The organism is Acinetobacter sp. LipI_23, assembly GCF_058243045.1.
In genome coordinates this window covers 132,538-149,229 of sequence record NZ_JBZAYJ010000001.1, presented here as the reverse complement: position 1 = coordinate 149,229, position 16,692 = coordinate 132,538, and the positions used below count along the sequence as shown (strand labels likewise).

Below are 16,692 nucleotides of genomic sequence, written 5' to 3'. Positions count from 1 at the left end.
TGGAAGCCCAAAATTCAGTTTTAACTTTATGTAGCTACATTAGCGTTATATGGTCCAGTTATACAAGCAATTTAGGTATCCAATATTGCTGATCACCAAACCTCACTTCAAAGCCATCATTCAGCCCCCTATAATTAATACTATCCATTTGATTAAAAAAGGATTTATCCAAATTATGAAAATACATCAATCCTAACTTTATCCACTCTAGTTCATTAAAATTTTCCTCTGGGGCTTTCATGATGGCCAACAATTGTTTTTCCAGTTTCTTCATATTACTTTTTTCTGTTATTTTTTCATCTAGTACCCATGACGTATCAAGGTTCGTATCATAATTCTTGTTTAAAAAATTAAGAAAGCCAACAATAGCGCAAGCTTGTCCAGGGGACTTAAATAAGTAATATTTTACATGCCACATTGTTGGTAAATCTAATCGTGATTGACTTACCAACAGCATTAAAGCAGATGCTGGTTTCATGGCTAAACGGGCAGAACGTATACTCGTTTTCCCTAAATCCATTTTATTTATTAAAACCTGATAATAGTTCTGAAGAATTTGGGCTGAAAGCGATGAACCAGGACATGAGTTCGCCAGTTTTCTCAGTTGGTCAAATTCAGAACAGTGGCCTTTAGATTGGGTATCTATATGCAGGTGATGTACTGCAACCAACCACCGGATGGGCAGCTCATATTTGCGTAAACCACTTGTTCTTAGTCTATGTAATAAAGAGTCATTGTCTGGGATCTGATCTCCCCAAAGATCACTGGTCTTTTCAAAAAAATGAATATGTTTACGAATTAGTAATGCAGCCTTATGCGGTCCAACCTCATGATCAAGCCAATTCATATAATCTTTAAAGTAACCTTTGAGGCTTGGATTTACTAATGTATTAACCAGTTCCTTAATCCTATTCCCCAATATTCTTCGCCATGTACATAATTCACAGTATTTCCCATATCCAGCAGGAATCTGTTGCTGGCAAGTTAGACATTGAAGTGGTGGACAGGTCAAACATTTCTTACAAAGCATTTTGCCTGACACAACATCCTGTTCAATCAACCTATATCTTCTACAACTTTGGCATGTCTGGTAATCACGGGTTGCACACTTTGGGCAAACTCTTAAATTATCTCCAAAACGGCTGATACGAGATAAGCGTTGTGATGTCACACCACACCGTTCACAAGCTTGAAACTCTCTAAAATAAACTGAACAACTATTACAAACAGGGCCTTGCTCCGTTATTTTTCCTATAGGGTAATCAATACGCTGACATCTAATGCAAGGTCTATTGGTTTCACATTGTTGGCAAACGGCCAAGTTATCAGCTTTATATAATCTGGAACTTTTACCACACGACGGACAATCCTGTTTTTTAAAAACTCGTACATAGCACTTATGGCAATAGTTACGCTGTTTATAAAGTCGGTGTATCTTTTCAACCGCATCACCACATTCATCACACTGAGGCATGGTGTTGTCCCCCCAAAAGTTACCCTAGTTTTCTTTTTAATCTTAAAAACTTGCGTATTACAGTCTCCTTACTTTTAGGTTTAAAGGTAGCTACCAATGCTCTCTTTGGAGGGTAGTTCCGATAAATCGAGCCTAATTGTTCTTCAACAGGCCTTAATATGGCTGGCAACTGGTTTCTCTTATCCCAAAATGAAGACCTGTTCATATTTAAAGATTTTGCTGTTTCAATAAACTTTTCCTGGGGAATAATGAGTAATTGATAAATACAGGAAAATAGCCGTTCTCTCTCGGTAACTGGAAGTTGGTTAACAGCCAATCCATTCGATATAAGCTCAGGATGGGGCACCTGAATTCTGAGTTGTTCAAGAAAAGCCCATCCTTTTCCATTTACTGAGCCAGCTAAAGCTTTTCTAATAAATTGTGAAAATAACTTAATCACCGTTAACCAATCAGTTACTGAAATCAACTTGTCTTGATAGGTTGCACAGCCTTGTTCCAGGAATTGATCAAAGATTTTTTGGAATGCCAAGGCATGACAATCCACAAGGCTTTTATTAACCTCCAATAGACTTTTTTTACATATTGAACAGCAAGTCATAACCTGATCAGGGGCTTCAAGACGTCTAGGTTGAATAGCATTATGGCAATGAGGACATTGATCATGTAAATGCTGATTATGTTTTATACAACCTGTATGCCAGGCAAAACGCCAAGGCAGACGGAAATAGGCAACATTATCCTCAGATAGACACTCAGGACAATATTGCCAGCCACCTCGATGCTTACGGTTTCTTGTACCTAATACCAAGTACCATGCATCAAGAGTTTGATTATCCAGATTATATTTAATTAAAAAATTGCGAAGCGTAGCAGAATTAAATTGGCTTTCATCAATTTTTGTCGTATTGATCAATACCTGTACTTGCTCTGCACTTAAACCACGATCTACATCTACAGACCAGATTCGCCATTTGGGCCAAAGTACTCCAGTTAAACTTAATGGGTCACAACCACTGTCAAGTGCGGCACGTATCAACCAAGAAGATAATGCCTCATCTTGCTTTAAGTCCGTGGGAATAAACCATGAATGGATTTCTGTTGCACTTATCATACCTAGTCCTCCACATTGCTTATTTCACACTTTCTAGCAAGCTACGGTCGATAAACTCCTGACCAGAAACAACAGCTTTCTTTGCGGCGTCCCGTAAAATCGTTCGCAGATTACCTAAGTTTCCATCTGTAATATCATGCAGATATTTTACTGTTGCTGGTTCAGCCAGTTTTGAAGCCTGTTTGAGGGGAAGAACTTTCTCAAATTTATTTACCATAGCTTGAAAGTCTTTATCTAGTTTCCATAAGGGCAAATTAACCACACGAAAACGGCTGACATGCTGTGGATCAGTACGCAGAACACTAATTGCTTCTTCTGTACCAAACCCAACAATGGGTATCTGTGTTTCATTACACAAATACTTAATCGCATTCATTACTGTTCTTTGCTTAATCGGACTGCCACATAATAGAGAATTCATTTCGTCGATAATGAGGAGCTTTACCTCATAAAGTTTAAGGCAATGGACCACTTGGTAACGTAGCTTCGCAACGGGATCTCTTTCTCGAAAAGGAACCCAGAACTTATCAAGAATAGCCATATACAGAGCTTTTTCATCAGGGGAAACAGGTGCCTGTACAATGATTACAGGTTTTACTGCATTATTTTCTGCATTGACATAACCCTCCCCATACAGCTTAAAGAACTGGTTAATAATTGAGGTTTTACCATTATTTGGCTTACTCAATACCAGTAAGTTGGGCATACGGCTCCGCTTAGGAAGTGTCAGGAATCCTTTCAATTGGTCTAACAAGTCATTGGCTGCTGGATACCCAATCCATCGGTCCTCTTCCAGGAAGTAGAGTCTGTCCTCATTAGACTGTTCCACAATAGGGCGAAACTCTTGAAAAACATGTGAATAGTTACTCATGAAATATCCTCATCATTTTCCAGCTCATCGAGAGGCAATAAACCATATACGTTTTCAAGCTGTTGCTCCAAAATCGTACTCTCTTGTTGAGGTTTTTTGCCCTGAATTGAAGCAGGGTTAACACTCTGTTGATGTTGGGTACTGCGCTGATGTGATCTGCGAGCCCGTCGAGTTTTAGTACTTGCCTCCTGAACACGCTCCCGAAGTTTAGCTAGAGCCTGTCCAAGTTCATGATCTTTTAGATATTCGCCAGTTTCCTTTTTCAGTTCCTGAATCTTTTTGTGTTCCCAAATACTAAATGGTGGAATACTTTGATCCGCTAAAGGAACCTTAAAATAATTTTTGATTTCGGGATCAAAGAACCATATCTCACTAATATTTCTTGGATCACGCCTAAAGATAAATTTACGTTTTTCCTTTTGATTATCAGGGTCTACAGCATTAATCCAACCTCTTAGTACATCAGCATAATAAGCAAGACCATCAATTGTTACACCTGTTGTTTGAATCGTCCTTTCAAAACTTGGTAGAAAATCAAGAAAGAAATTATGATCATTTGCAGGCAATCTAGCAGCCCCAGAACCTAACGTGTTTTTATCACCAAAGATACCTAACTCAAAAGCATGTAGTGGAGAAGTACCTAAAGCAGAGTGTTTCCTTTTGTGGTAAACATTACAGATAAAATCAATCAGCCAGTCCTCAAATTCGGAGAATGTGAAAACTGCTTCCGCATCTGAGTTATAGCCTTTTCTTTCAAAAATATTTGAAAAAGTTGTTCCTGGAACTGCGTGAATATCGGTTGCAAATGTTCCCATCAAACGTTCAATGTGCCCGCCAAAACGTGGTTTTTTAACTGGTCGGTATTCCAGACGAATATCATGTGCCATACAAGCATTTCTGAAAGTTTCTGAGTGAAACTCAGGTCCATTATCGACATGAATGGTGTTCATAATTCCCCAGACAGGCCATTCAGCTTGAATCTTGCGCGAAGCTAGCCATTTCTCTTTGGGCAGTACAGCTTGAGAAACGCTCATTGCAATAGACATAACAGAGGGGGCATCTAATGATAAGTAATATCCCACAACTACCCTTGAACGCACATCAATTGCCAACGTAAGAAAAGGTCGTCCTATAGGACACCTGCTAAAATCATCAACCAGAATAAGATCAACAGGCGTATGGTCAATCTGTACGACGGCAAGTGGATAATCAGCATGAGGGAATTTCCCTGCGGCAGGTGTAAATTTGTTATCGGCCTTTTCCTTATGTCCCCTCTTACGAAGAGAGTCTCTCTGGCTAATCGCTGCAATACGATTTCTTACTGTATTGGCATGAGGCACCTCTAGGATATGGTATTCATGACATAAGCGTTTCACTTCAAGTACAACTTTTTGAACACTTATTCTTTGATTAGTTAGGTATAAATCCTTGATGGCTTTTTCAATGATTGCTTCAGCATGTTTATTAATTATCTTCTTGCCTTGTGGCAATCCCTCTTTTCTGGGCCGCAATCCATCAATAGTTCCATATGCCTTATAGATTTTTAACCATCTATAGATAGTGGCTGGATTAATATCATGTTCTTGGGCTCGTAACTCTACTTCCTTACGACCACTCACGCCTCCCTCAATGAAAGGTCGGATGATGTTGAAACGTCTTTCAGCCTCAATCCAGTCTTTATCAGCGATGAGCTCTAGATCTTCATACTGTTCCACAGCTATTGATGGCCTTAATTCACTGATAGCCGCGATACTTTTCCTGCCAGTATTATTGTTTTCAACAAAAACCGATTTTAGGTCAATGACTTCAATAATCGTATGGGGAATCCCTTTTATCTGAACCGGCTCCCCAGCAGCTATTTTGATATTCACACGTCTATCATTCATGACAACTCCCATTTACCCAAAGTTCAGTAGATGGCTGTAAAGGCATACTTAAATCGCAAACCAGATAACCATGAGCAACTAAATACCAGATTTGACTAATTCCATTGGCTCTGTCCCATTTTCCAAGAAAATGTCTGGCTAATAGAGTCTCAAAAGTTACTGCTCCTCGATCTCTCACATAATCCAATAAGTGCTTTGAATCAGCAGGGGGAAATTCCATCTTTCGGTACTTTTGTAAAAACATGGCATTCGACCATAACTGGTCCCGAATACGCCCCTCATGTGCAATATGAAATTTCCAACCCTCTTCTTTGCATACCCTCATGGCAGCACGATATCTAGCTTTCCATAGATGCAAATTAAGTTGCAATTCATCTGTAGGTTTTACTTCAACCAGTTTAGGTGCAATAAATGGAATAAAATCATTATGCTTATAAGTTACTAGGTAGTCAGGGGTGTAAACTCGTTTCTGTCCATTATCAAAATACTCAATGGTAAATGGTTGAGACTCAACAGCAAGAACATTGGGATCAACCTCTAATCGAATAAGGAAATCCCGTTCAAGAGTTGATTCAAAGGCAACTGCGGAATCTTTTTTAAAAGGATATAAACCAGATACACTGATACGTGTATTACCAATTTTTCTTCGAGCTGGTACGATGTTAACGGTGTCGCATGATTGATTGTTCATTCTAGGTTCCGTTGCATAGTTCTTTATAAAATTTGTCGCATAGTTCTTTATAAAAGGTGGTCTAAGTCTTTGACCCTAGCTTATATTGTCGCATAGTTCTTTGTAAATAACAGTGGCTCGAATCCAAAGCCCGGTGAAATAACCTTGGCACATTTAGGTGTGTTATTTTTAGATGAGTTACCTGAGTTTGACCGAAAAGTTTTGGAAGTATTAAGACAACCATTGGAATCTAAAGAAATTGTCATTTCTAGAGCTTCAAGGCAAATCACCTTTCCAGCCAATTTTCAACTGATTGCGGCGATGAACCCCTGCCCCTGTGGTTATGCATTTAATCAAGATAGCCGCTGCCAATGTAGTAGCGAAAGTATTAAACGTTATCAAAATCGAATTTCTGGACCTTTACTCGATCGTATAGATTTGCATATTGATGTTCCACCCCTTGCGGCGCATGAATTACAAACAGTACAGGCTGCTGAAAGTTCATCATCCGTACGTGAACGGGTCATCGCTGCGTATGATGTACAGATACAACGTCAACAACAGCCCAATATGGCGCTCTCACCAACACAGCTTGAACAATATTCAGCTTTAGACACAACGGCGCAAAATATCATGCAAATGGCACAGCAGCGCATGAATTTATCGGCGCGCGCATATCACCGCGTACTTCGTGTTGCACGTACTATTGCCGATCTAGCCCAACACGAGCAGATTAATGCACAGCACATTTCTGAAGCATTGTCTTATCGAAATAATATGGCTCCTTAAATAAAACAAAGGCGACCATCAGGTCGCCTTTGTTTAGGATGCAAATTTTAGAATTCGTATTTCAAACCAAATACTACTTTGTTCTTTTGTTTTTCATCAACGCGATCATATCCGCCAACAATGTAATCCATGCTCACACTTGCACCAGTGTCACCCAGTGGATGGCTCAGACCTGCAGTGAAATGACGGAAACCAAAATCTTCTGTGGTTGTCACGAATTCGTCGTCATCGCCATAAGCATATAAACCCAGAGAAGTGTTCAGGGTAAAGTCTTGTGGTAAACCATAGCTATAGCTACCTAAGATGTAAGTATCGCCCTTATTACCCCACGTAGTATTTTGAGTCAACGTTTGTGCTGTAACGCTAAAATCTTTGTAATTCAAACCTAAAAGTGTTTCAAAACCATCTGAATCCACATCAGATTCATAATAGTAATAATATGTACCACCAACGGTATAACCTAAATCTTCAGTGATTTGGCCGTTGTAACCTGCATAGAAATCATGCTCAAAAGAGTCGCGACCTTCTTCACCCAAAGCATAATCTAGTGTAGAACCCCAATAACCTGCATAGAAACCTGATGCATGACTATAATCTAAGCCCCCTTGAATTGTTGCACCGCTATTTTCAGGAACATTGGTAATACCACGTAAGTTATAGCTAGATAATACCCCGATATTTCCAGAAATCGTATGTTCCGAAGCAGGTGCTTCAGCGAATGTGAACGTTGAAGCTGCGCCTAGTACAGCAAGAGATAAAGCTTTAAATGCAAATTTCATTATGGATTCCCCCACATCGTGCTACGACGTATTTTGGTTATTTCGATAAACTCATGTAGGTAGTAGCAATAGCTATGCCACATTCAATTCAACATCAGATACACCTTTTAAAAAATTATTATAAATAATTGTTTTTGTTAAAATTATATAAAATATAAGAAATTGAGCTCATCCTCAGCTTGATCGTTAAACCTCTTCGCGGTGAATTGAAGCCAAGCTCATCAAACAAACATAATTGTTTACAATATGCGCTATTTTGAGACTCATTTCTGGAACGTACGTTTTTAAGTGCATAAAAAAAGTGCATCCCCAACCGATCTGGATGCACTCTTCATATCTTTAACATTTAAAAGTTGTAAGTTAAACCCAGCACCAAATGGTCTTCTAAATCCTCGCCCATACGATTATGTACACCATAAATATAATCCGCAGACATTTCGATCCCTGTCTCTGCAAAGGGTCTACTCAAGCCTAAGCGAACTTCATTAACAGTAAAGTTCTTCTCTGTAGTGAGTATGGCATCATCATGCTGACGATAAATCGATGCACCAATCGAACTATTGAATTGAAAGTTTTGTGGAAGAGCATAGTGATGTGCAAGGCTTAAATAGGTATCGCCCGCATTGGCATAGCTCACATCGGCTAAAGCCACTGTGACGCCTACATCAAAGTCTTTATAGCTCAAACTATTTACAAATTCCGCTCCAGTCGTACTTCGGCGTTCTGTGCGATCTTCATTATAGACCGAGCCGCCATCATTATATAAATAAGTCACAATATGTGAGCGATAGCTTAAATCTGGACTGAGTGTGCCTGCATAACCCATATAAAAGTCATGCTCAACACCGTGATCTTTGCTGACATCTGCTGCATCATAATTCAGTGTTGAAGCCCAATAACCAGCATATAGACCAGATGCATGTTCATATTCAAGCCCTGCTTGTAGGGTAGGCTGATCATTTTCAATACCCCCACGATAAATATACTGACTGAGCACAGCAAGGCTTCCACTAAGTCCGCCTTCTGAACTTTGTTGCTGGGGCTCACTTGCGTTGGCCGACATACTGCCAGTGAAAAAAATTAAAAATAGTGCAATTTTATGTGAATTCTTATGCATTTAAGCTCTCAAAATCTCTTTAGACATGAATCATTTACTGATTCTATACCCATAAATTTTAAAGCTATTTTTTAACAATAGGTCAATTTTACTTAGGCAACTGCTGTGTAATTCATCGTTCGCCAATCTGGGTATGGGTTCTCTTGAGCTGATTCCAAAAGATTAGAAATGACTGAACACTTTGATTAATAAGCTAAAATGACCTCACAGTCTATATATTATATTCTACGATACATAGCAAAAAATAGAATTAAGAAGAGAAAAATAATTCAATGTTTTATAAAGATTTATTTTAGTAAACCGAATATTTTAACCAAAATTAAAATATTTCAAACATATCGCTTACAAAAAAATGCATTACTTTAGTTGAATATGTTAAATAAAAATGACAATTTTTCAGCGATTACTTATACAATTGCTGTTCTCTTTCCATCCAATTTGTATAAGGTTCGCTCCCCAATGCAAAACACAAAAAAATTAGCATTAGCAGTTTTAGTACAAACTGCACTTATATCAACAGCTTTTGCGAGTGAGCAAAGTGAATCTAAAGGTTTCGTTGAGGACGCTGAAGGATCAGTGCTATTTCGTACTGGTTATTTAACTCGTGACAAGAAAAATGGTAAAGCTGATACAAGTTCAGCAGCTCAAACCGCGATGGTCAAAATTGAGTCTGGTTATACTCAAGGTACCGTTGGCTTTGGTGTCGGCATTATTGGTGATACATCATTTAAATTGGGTAAAAATGGTCACACTGACAACCAAATGATCCCAACACATCCGCAAAACAATGCTGATGGAACAAAAGATGCGTATGACTACTGGACACGTGGTGGCGGTATTGTAAAAGCACGTATCTCAAATACAGAAGTACGTTATGGTACTCAAGTACTCGATTTACCTGTTCTTGCAAGTAATACTGGACGTATGGTTCCTGAATATTTTACAGGTACTTTATTAACTAGCCACGAAATCAAGAATCTTGAAATTGTTGCTGGTAAATTTACTAAGAACCAAATGTCTGATCAAATCAAAACCGATGCTGACGTCAATGGCAATGGTCTTGATCGTGCAATTGTTTGGGGAGCTAAGTACAAATTTGATGACAATTTAAATGCATCTTATTATGGCTTAGACAGCAAAAATGCTCTTGAACGTCATTATGTAAATGTGAACTTTAAACAGCCTTTAGCGAATGACAGTTCATTAACTTACGATTTAAGTGCTTATCATACTAAGTTTGATGAAGCAGCAAATACTTATTCACAAACCACTGATAACTTATCAGATCGTAAGAATGATATTTGGGCTCTTTCTACAGCTTATAATACTGGCGCACATAACATCATGGTTGCATACCAACAAAACAGTGGTAATGTTGGTTATGACTATGGTCAAAATGCTGATGGCTTCCAAAGTATATACCTTCCAAACTCATACCTTTCTGACTTTATTGGTAACGATGAAAAATCTGCCCAAATCCAGTACAGTCTTGATTTTGGTAAATTAGGTATATTACCAGGTCTAAACTGGACTTCTGCATTTGTATATGGCTGGGACATCAAGGCAACAGACAATGCTGGCACAATGATCAGTGATGATGAGCAAGAGCGTGAATTCTTTAACCAAGTGAAATATACAGTTCAATCTGGTTTCGCTAAAGATGCAAGCTTACGTTTACGCCACTCGTACTACCGTGCAAGTGACGACTATCAAAAGAACTACATTGGTGACACCAACGAATGGCGTATTTGGTTAGACATTCCTGTGAAATTCTTCTAATTTCTACGGAAAAGCTAATCTAATAAAAAAAAACCTGCACATTGTGCAGGTTTTTTATTGAAGCCTACAATCAAACACTGTTCAATCGAGGCTTCATAGACAGGATTATTTTGCTGCTTCAATTGCTTTAAGCACTTCTTGCTTAGCAACTTCAGAACCTTCCCAACCTGTTAATTTAACCCACTTCCCTGGCTCTAAGTCTTTATAGTGCGCGAAGAAGTGTTCAACTTGTTGAATGAGTAAAGGTGGAAGATCGGTATATTCTTTCACGTCTTTATAAATTGGCGTTAACTTGTCGTGTGGAACTGCGATCAATTTCGCATCGATACCACCGTCATCTTCCATGTTCAATTTACCCACAGGACGGCAACGAATCACTGAACCTGGTTCAACTGGATGTGGCGTTACAACAAGTACATCTAATGGATCACCATCTTCAGACAAGGTGTTTGGTACATAACCATAGTTCGCTGGGTAGAACATTGCTGTACCCATGAAACGATCTACAAAAAGTGCATCCGAATCTTTATCAATTTCATATTTGATTGGTGCTGCATTTGCAGGAATTTCGATGATCACGTAGATATCGTTCGGTGCATCTTTACCCGCAGGGATATTGCTGTAGCTCATAACATCACTCTTTAACAAGTTAAATCTTTTAAAAAACCGCATCGATTATAACGGTTTTTGAGAAAAAAATATTTCTGCGATTATACATCCACTGGGTGAAAATATGTATGTTTCGCACTTAGCCCATCGTCAGTCGAATGACCAACAATAATAAACAAATAGGACAAAGCAGTGACAACAGCCAAACGATCGATCGAAGCGTCGACCAGTTGGCCAAATAGCAAATACCATACACCACACGAAAGACAAGATAGGCAATACCAAACGTCATGGTGACCACTTGCGGAATCACCATATATTCCGCCATTAAGATGGCTGCAATAAATAACGGTAAACTCTCAAAGCTATTTTGCTGCGCCGCATTGGCACGTGCTGCCAGACCAGTCGTCTTGGTAAGAAATTCACGTGGATGTTGATTATCCTTGGCGCGAAATCCTGCTGTTTTTTTAGCAATGATTGTAAATACGTAAGGCAGTAAACAAGCAATTAAAATGAGATAAATAATCCCGCTAATGCTTTGCATTGGTTTTTTCTCATCAAGATCATTTCGAAGGCTATCATAGCATGGCATTCCGAGGATAAATTTGGTTAAATTATAGTGTTTTTATAATTTCCCAATGAGACTCCTGCATGGCTAGCCCTGATCAAAAAGAAATGTTCGACGTGCTCGAAATTCAGCGCCAACATCAACGCCAAGTAGATCGTGTTTTAAAGATTGTGCTTCCTGTTACTGCATTTTTATTGGCGGTCATTTGTGCCAATATGAATATTGGTTCGACTCTTGGCACACTGGTCATGCTGATCATTGCATTTTGGATGGTCGGGATTAAACGTCAAAACCTATGGTCTTGGTTGCTTGCAGTGACCGTCTATTGTCTGATCGATAATGTCCTGAGTTTTGGTAGTTTTGCTTTCCCAGCCTTTAGTCGTCAGTGCGGTACGATGCTGACCTTTGTTGGCATCTTAGGCATTGGCCGTCCCTATATTGATCGCTGGTTAATGAAAAATTAAATGCGAACATGAAAAAAAGCGCCTGACGGCGCTTTTTTTATTTGAACTTAAGCTGTTTTACGTAAATCTTTACGTAGGATTTTACCTACGTTTGATTTCGGTAACTCATCCAAGAATTCAACATAACGCGGACGTTTGTAACCCGTTAAGTTCTCTTTCGCGAATGCCAATACTTCTTCTGTGGTTAAAGATGGATCTTTCTTCACCACAAAGAGTTTTGGTACTTCACCTGATTTTTCATCAGGTACACCAATGGCAGCTACTTCCAATACTTTAGGATGCTTTGAAACCACTTCTTCAATTTCTGAAGGGTAAACGTTAAAGCCTGACACCAAAATCATGTCTTTCTTACGGTCTACAATTTTCACATAGCCGCGAGGGTCCATGACACCAATGTCACCTGTACGGAAGAAACCATCTTCCGTCATCACTTTAGCCGTTTCATCTGGACGGTTCCAATAGCCACGCATCACTTGGGGACCACGGATTGAAATCTCACCTTGTTCACCCAGTGCAACTTCCTTCCCATCATCATCCAAAATTGCAACTTCAGTCAATGGTAATGGGATACCAATTGTTCCGCTAAATTCTTCTGACGCTGGCGGATTTGCCGTTGCCACAGGTGAAGTTTCAGATAGGCCGTAACCTTCAATGATGTTGGTTCCAGTAATTCGCTTCCACGCTTCTGCTGTAGAAGGAAGCACAGCCATACCACCACCCATCGCCATTTTCAATTTGCTGTGGTCGAGTTGCTTAAACTCTTCATTGTTCACTAAAGCATTGAATAGTGTATTCACTGCTGGGAAGAATGACGGTTGGTATTTACGTAATTCTTTCATCACCGCAGGTAAATCACGCGGGTTTGGAATCAAAACGTTGGCTTGGCCTTTGTACATGCCGTACATCGCACAAACCATGAACGCAAAAATATGATATAGCGGTAAGGCACAGAAAATGCGGTCATCAGGTTGACCATCTTGTGCACCAAATTTACTTTGGAAAATACCGTCACACTGCAACATGTTCGCCACAAGGTTGCGATGCGTCAATTCTGCACCTTTAGATACCCCTGTCGTGCCGCCAGTGTACTGAAGCACTGCTGTGTCACTTAACGTTAAGTTCGGGCGCTTATAGTTACTCGCACTAACTTTCGACATTGCCGCATTAAAGCGAATATGGCCAGGAATATTCCATGCTGGAATTTGCTTACGTACTGAACGTAATACAAAGTTCACCAGTGTGCCTTTTAATGCACCTAACATGTCGCCTACAGAGGCAATCACGACATGTTTAACTGGCGTTTTACCATTAATCGCTTGGTAAACAGAGGCAAAGTTTTCGATGATCACTAAAACTTCTGAACCCGAGTCATTTAACTGATGTTCAAGTTCGCGCGCGGTATACAGTGGATTGACGTTAACCAATACTAAACCTGCACGGAATACACCCAAAGCAACGATAGGATACTGAAGAACGTTCGGCATCATCACAGCGACACGTGAGCCTTTTGCTAGACCCAAACTTTGTAAATACGTTGCAAATTTACGGCTTGCTTCTTCTAACTCATTAAAAGTGAGCACTTTATCCATAAAGATAAAAGCATCACGAGAGCCAAATTTTTGGAAATTTCGTTCAAAAACATCTACTAATGACGTGTTTTCTGGTGGCAATTCTACAGTCTCTGGAATCCCCATTTTTTGGTATTCTGCGAACCAAATTTTTTCCATATCGCCCGATTCTCCTATCAGTAATCCTTAAATTTCAACTATTGTTCTCAATATTAAGCGCTCTTTATTTAACTTCTGTTGCTTAATACTGCATCCATTTCCCGCATACATACCATATATAACGTATTTTGATCAATGGATGCTAGTTTTATCTCTGAACTAACAGTTTATTTGCTTTTTGATAACCACGTGGTAATAACTGGCCTTTTGATGCTCTTTTGCCTATGTATTTTTGCAAGTCATCACCCTTCAATTTTAATTGCTGCTGCCCTGCAACGACTTGCAGTATTTCATCTAGCGTTAATCTTGTCATGAATACAATTTGATCTTTCTCTTCAAGTTGTATCAATTTATTACCTTTACCTTTATTTAAAACAGGTAACTCTGACAACTCTAAAATCAACAAACGACCCGTTGAGGTCAATAAAGCCAAATGGGTGGCCTGATCAACACTGGTTAACGGCATAACTGTGGCTTTTTCAGGTAAAGTTAAGAAGGCTTTCCCTGCTTTTGCATTGGTATCTAACTGTTTTGCCTGTGTTTTAAACCCATATCCTTTACTACTTAGCGCTATGACTTCGGCTTCATCATCAGCAATAAAGACTTGTTTAAAACCAATACCACTGGCTGGGGACAATTTTGAACTCAACGGTTCGCCCAGACCACGCGCGGACGGTAGGCTATTAATGGCTAGGGCATAACTACGTCCTGACTCATCCAGCACATACACGCGCTGATTAGATTTACCTTGCGCATGACTGAGGTATTGATCGCCTGCACGGAAGTTCAAGTTTTCAGCATCAACTTCATGACCTTTGGCTGAACGAATCCATCCTGCCTCAGACAAGACCACAGTCACAGGATCAGCAGGCATGAAATCTTGCTCACTCATCGCCGTCGCTTCTGCTCGATGCACGATTGGTGAACGACGGTCATCGCCATATTTTTTCGCATCATCTTTGAGTTCATTGATGATCAAAGCTTTTAAAGACTCTGGATTAGCCAACTGTTCACGAATCAGTGCAGCTTTGGCTTCTAACTCTTCTTGCTCACGGCGCATTTCCATTTCTTCAAGTCGAGCCAAATGACGTAACTTGAGTTCTAAAATGGCTTCGGCCTGAATGTCATCAATATTAAAACGTGACATCAACTCCGCTTTGGGCTGTTCTTCTTCACGAATAATACGAATCACTTCATCAATATTTAAATAGGCAATAATCAAACCGCCCAAAATATGTAAGCGTTTTTCAATTTTATTCAGGTGATATTGCAGACGACGGGTGACGGTTTCCTTTCGAATTTCAATCCACTCCAGCAAAATACGACGAATCGATTTCACTTGTGGACGGCCATCCGCACCAATCATGTTCATATTGACCCGATAGCTCGACTCAAGATCGGTGGTGGCAAAAAGGTGACTCATCACTGCTTCAGCATCAATCCGATTTGAACGCAGTACAATTACCAAACGGGTTGGGTTTTGATGATCCGATTCATCTCGTACATCGCTCACCAAAGGCAGTTTTTTCGCCTGCATTTGATCTGCAATTTGCGAAATAACTTTCGAGCCTGACACTTGATAAGGCAAGTCCGTGATCACAATTTCATTTTTTTCGATGCGATACACCGAACGCATACGGTAACTGCCCCGACCTGTGCTTTGTATTTTTAACAGCTCTTCAGGTGGCGTAATAATTTCTGCTTTGGTCGGCAAATCGGGTGCAGGAATGTATTCTGCAACTTTGTCATCGCTTAAATTTGGATTACGAATTAAGGCAATGGTGCCTTTTACGACTTCACGCAGGTTGTGTGGAGGAATGTCCGTAGCCATACCAACCGCAATGCCTGTGGTGCCATTTAACAAAATATTCGGAATACGTGCAGGTAAAGTCACAGGCTCTTTCATCGAACCATCAAAGTTGTCCTGCCAGTCACAAGTCCCCTGTCCCAGTTCAGACAAAAGCACTTCGCTATACTGAGATAATTTGGCTTCGGTATAACGCATCGCCGCGAATGATTTCGGATCATCGGGAGAACCCCAGTTACCTTGCCCTTCAATAAATGGATAACGATAGCTAAAAGGCTGCGCCATCAGCACCATCGCTTCATAGCAGGCCGAATCACCATGCGGGTGATACTTACCGAGCACATCGCCGACGGTACGCGCAGATTTTTTGGGTTTACCGCTGTGTTTCAGCCCCAATTCACTCATGGCATACACAATACGGCGTTGTACAGGTTTTAAGCCATCGCTGATATGCGGTAAGGCACGATCCATGATCACGTACATGGCGTAATTGAGATATGCTTGTTCAGTAAATTCTGCTACGGAACGGTTTTCTGTCGCTTGATGCGCAAGGTTCGTCATAACAACCTGTCATCCTAATTAATCGTTTTTTGTTTAAGTTCTTATGCTATGTCGCAGGCTCTGCCTATACAAGTGAAAGCGTACACCACTACGACAAATTGCGTCTTTAGATGTTCCTAGTGTCGTAAAATTATCCATTTTTTTTAAAATGAGCAACTAATTATTTTGAAGTTCAGTTCCTGTGTTCATCTCTGCTCATCAATGAAAATGGTTAAGCAACTTCAGTCTTCTCAACTTGATCGATACGATCGACAAAAAATCGGGTCATCCTCGCCCAAAATGCGACACAACCAATTGGGTAGATCACATCAATCAAGCAGTGATTATTTAAAGGTCTCATCATTAGCAAGATCCGCGTTTACCAAAATGCAGCGTTGAAAGGCTACGTTTTGGCCGAGCAGATTGAATTTTTTATTGCTGAGTTGGATCTGGTTATCGGCTATCTTCAGATCCATCATCTAGATTTTATGTTGAAGTGTA

14 protein-coding genes and 1 pseudogene are annotated in these 16,692 nt (G+C 39.9%); 3 read left to right on the top strand and 12 right to left on the bottom strand.

Annotated elements, in window-relative coordinates; all coding sequences use genetic code 11:
• Window positions 1-58: 58 nt before the first annotated feature.
• From AC4CVD_RS00740 to AC4CVD_RS00720, 5 genes are read right to left on the bottom strand one after another with little or no spacing between them, the layout of a single operon-like run.
• Window positions 59-1,474 carry a hypothetical protein gene (locus tag AC4CVD_RS00740; RefSeq protein WP_004777765.1) on the bottom strand — a complete coding sequence of 472 codons (1,416 nt, stop codon included), beginning with the start codon at window positions 1,472-1,474 and terminating at the stop codon, window positions 59-61.
• 19 nt (window positions 1,475-1,493) lie between these two features.
• Window positions 1,494-2,585 (bottom strand): TniQ family protein, encoded by a 1,092-nt coding sequence (locus tag AC4CVD_RS00735; protein ID WP_000622362.1) that lies wholly within the window; start codon window positions 2,583-2,585, stop codon window positions 1,494-1,496.
• A gap of 19 nt (window positions 2,586-2,604) precedes the next feature.
• Window positions 2,605-3,456, bottom strand: coding sequence for a TniB family NTP-binding protein (locus AC4CVD_RS00730; protein WP_000073961.1), 852 nt, complete (start codon window positions 3,454-3,456; stop codon window positions 2,605-2,607).
• Window positions 3,453-5,342 carry a TnsB C-terminal domain-containing protein gene (locus AC4CVD_RS00725; RefSeq protein WP_000999878.1) on the bottom strand — a complete coding sequence of 630 codons (1,890 nt, stop codon included), beginning with the start codon at window positions 5,340-5,342 and terminating at the stop codon, window positions 3,453-3,455. The genes AC4CVD_RS00730 and AC4CVD_RS00725 overlap by 4 nt, the downstream gene beginning before the upstream one ends.
• Window positions 5,335-6,033: a heteromeric transposase endonuclease subunit TnsA gene (locus AC4CVD_RS00720; RefSeq protein ID WP_001064759.1), complete on the bottom strand. Its 699-nt coding sequence runs from the start codon at window positions 6,031-6,033 to the stop codon at window positions 5,335-5,337. The genes AC4CVD_RS00725 and AC4CVD_RS00720 overlap by 8 nt, the downstream gene beginning before the upstream one ends.
• 114 nt (window positions 6,034-6,147) lie before the next feature.
• Here AC4CVD_RS00720 and AC4CVD_RS00715 point away from each other — a divergent pair.
• Window positions 6,148-6,801: pseudogene (locus AC4CVD_RS00715) on the top strand (ATP-binding protein); the annotation flags it as partial.
• A 47-nt stretch (window positions 6,802-6,848) separates the two neighbouring features.
• Here AC4CVD_RS00715 and AC4CVD_RS00710 read toward each other — a convergent pair.
• Together AC4CVD_RS00710 and AC4CVD_RS00705 are read right to left on the bottom strand one after the other, a co-directional pair.
• Window positions 6,849-7,580, bottom strand: coding sequence for a TorF family putative porin (locus tag AC4CVD_RS00710; RefSeq protein WP_178928445.1), 732 nt, complete (start codon window positions 7,578-7,580; stop codon window positions 6,849-6,851).
• A 346-nt stretch (window positions 7,581-7,926) separates the two neighbouring features.
• Window positions 7,927-8,697, bottom strand: coding sequence for a TorF family putative porin (locus AC4CVD_RS00705; RefSeq protein ID WP_419381221.1), 771 nt, complete (start codon window positions 8,695-8,697; stop codon window positions 7,927-7,929).
• A 459-nt stretch (window positions 8,698-9,156) separates the two neighbouring features.
• On the opposite strand from AC4CVD_RS00705, the gene AC4CVD_RS00700 reads away from it, so the two are divergent.
• Entirely contained in the window at window positions 9,157-10,476 is a 1,320-nt protein-coding gene (locus tag AC4CVD_RS00700) for an OprD family outer membrane porin (RefSeq protein WP_419381222.1), read from the top strand.
• A 105-nt stretch (window positions 10,477-10,581) separates the two neighbouring features.
• On the opposite strand, the gene ppa is transcribed toward AC4CVD_RS00700, so the two are convergent.
• A complete protein-coding gene (gene ppa / locus AC4CVD_RS00695; protein WP_004692877.1) occupies window positions 10,582-11,106 on the bottom strand; it encodes an inorganic diphosphatase in 525 nt (174 codons plus the stop codon).
• Window positions 11,107-11,224: 118 nt separating this feature from the next.
• The gene (locus tag AC4CVD_RS00690; RefSeq protein WP_279044821.1) at window positions 11,225-11,629 is read right to left on the bottom strand and encodes an MAPEG family protein; all 405 of its coding nucleotides are present in this window, start codon (window positions 11,627-11,629) and stop codon (window positions 11,225-11,227) included.
• A gap of 107 nt (window positions 11,630-11,736) precedes the next feature.
• Here AC4CVD_RS00690 and AC4CVD_RS00685 point away from each other — a divergent pair, with 107 nt between their 5' ends.
• Entirely contained in the window at window positions 11,737-12,117 is a 381-nt protein-coding gene (locus tag AC4CVD_RS00685) for a hypothetical protein (RefSeq protein ID WP_005401008.1), read from the top strand.
• A gap of 47 nt (window positions 12,118-12,164) precedes the next feature.
• Here AC4CVD_RS00685 and AC4CVD_RS00680 read toward each other — a convergent pair whose 3' ends face one another.
• The 3 genes from AC4CVD_RS00680 to AC4CVD_RS00670 all read right to left on the bottom strand — a co-directional run bounded on the left by AC4CVD_RS00680 (window position 12,165) and on the right by AC4CVD_RS00670 (window position 16,555).
• Window positions 12,165-13,844 carry an AMP-binding protein gene (locus AC4CVD_RS00680; RefSeq protein WP_419381223.1) on the bottom strand — a complete coding sequence of 560 codons (1,680 nt, stop codon included), beginning with the start codon at window positions 13,842-13,844 and terminating at the stop codon, window positions 12,165-12,167.
• 148 nt (window positions 13,845-13,992) lie between these two features.
• On the bottom strand, window positions 13,993-16,212 hold the full coding sequence (gene parC, locus AC4CVD_RS00675) for a DNA topoisomerase IV subunit A (protein WP_419381224.1): 2,220 nt from the start codon (window positions 16,210-16,212) through the stop codon (window positions 13,993-13,995).
• 211 nt (window positions 16,213-16,423) lie between these two features.
• Window positions 16,424-16,555, bottom strand: coding sequence for a hypothetical protein (locus AC4CVD_RS00670; protein ID WP_419381225.1), 132 nt, complete (start codon window positions 16,553-16,555; stop codon window positions 16,424-16,426).
• Window positions 16,556-16,692: the final 137 nt, after the last annotated feature.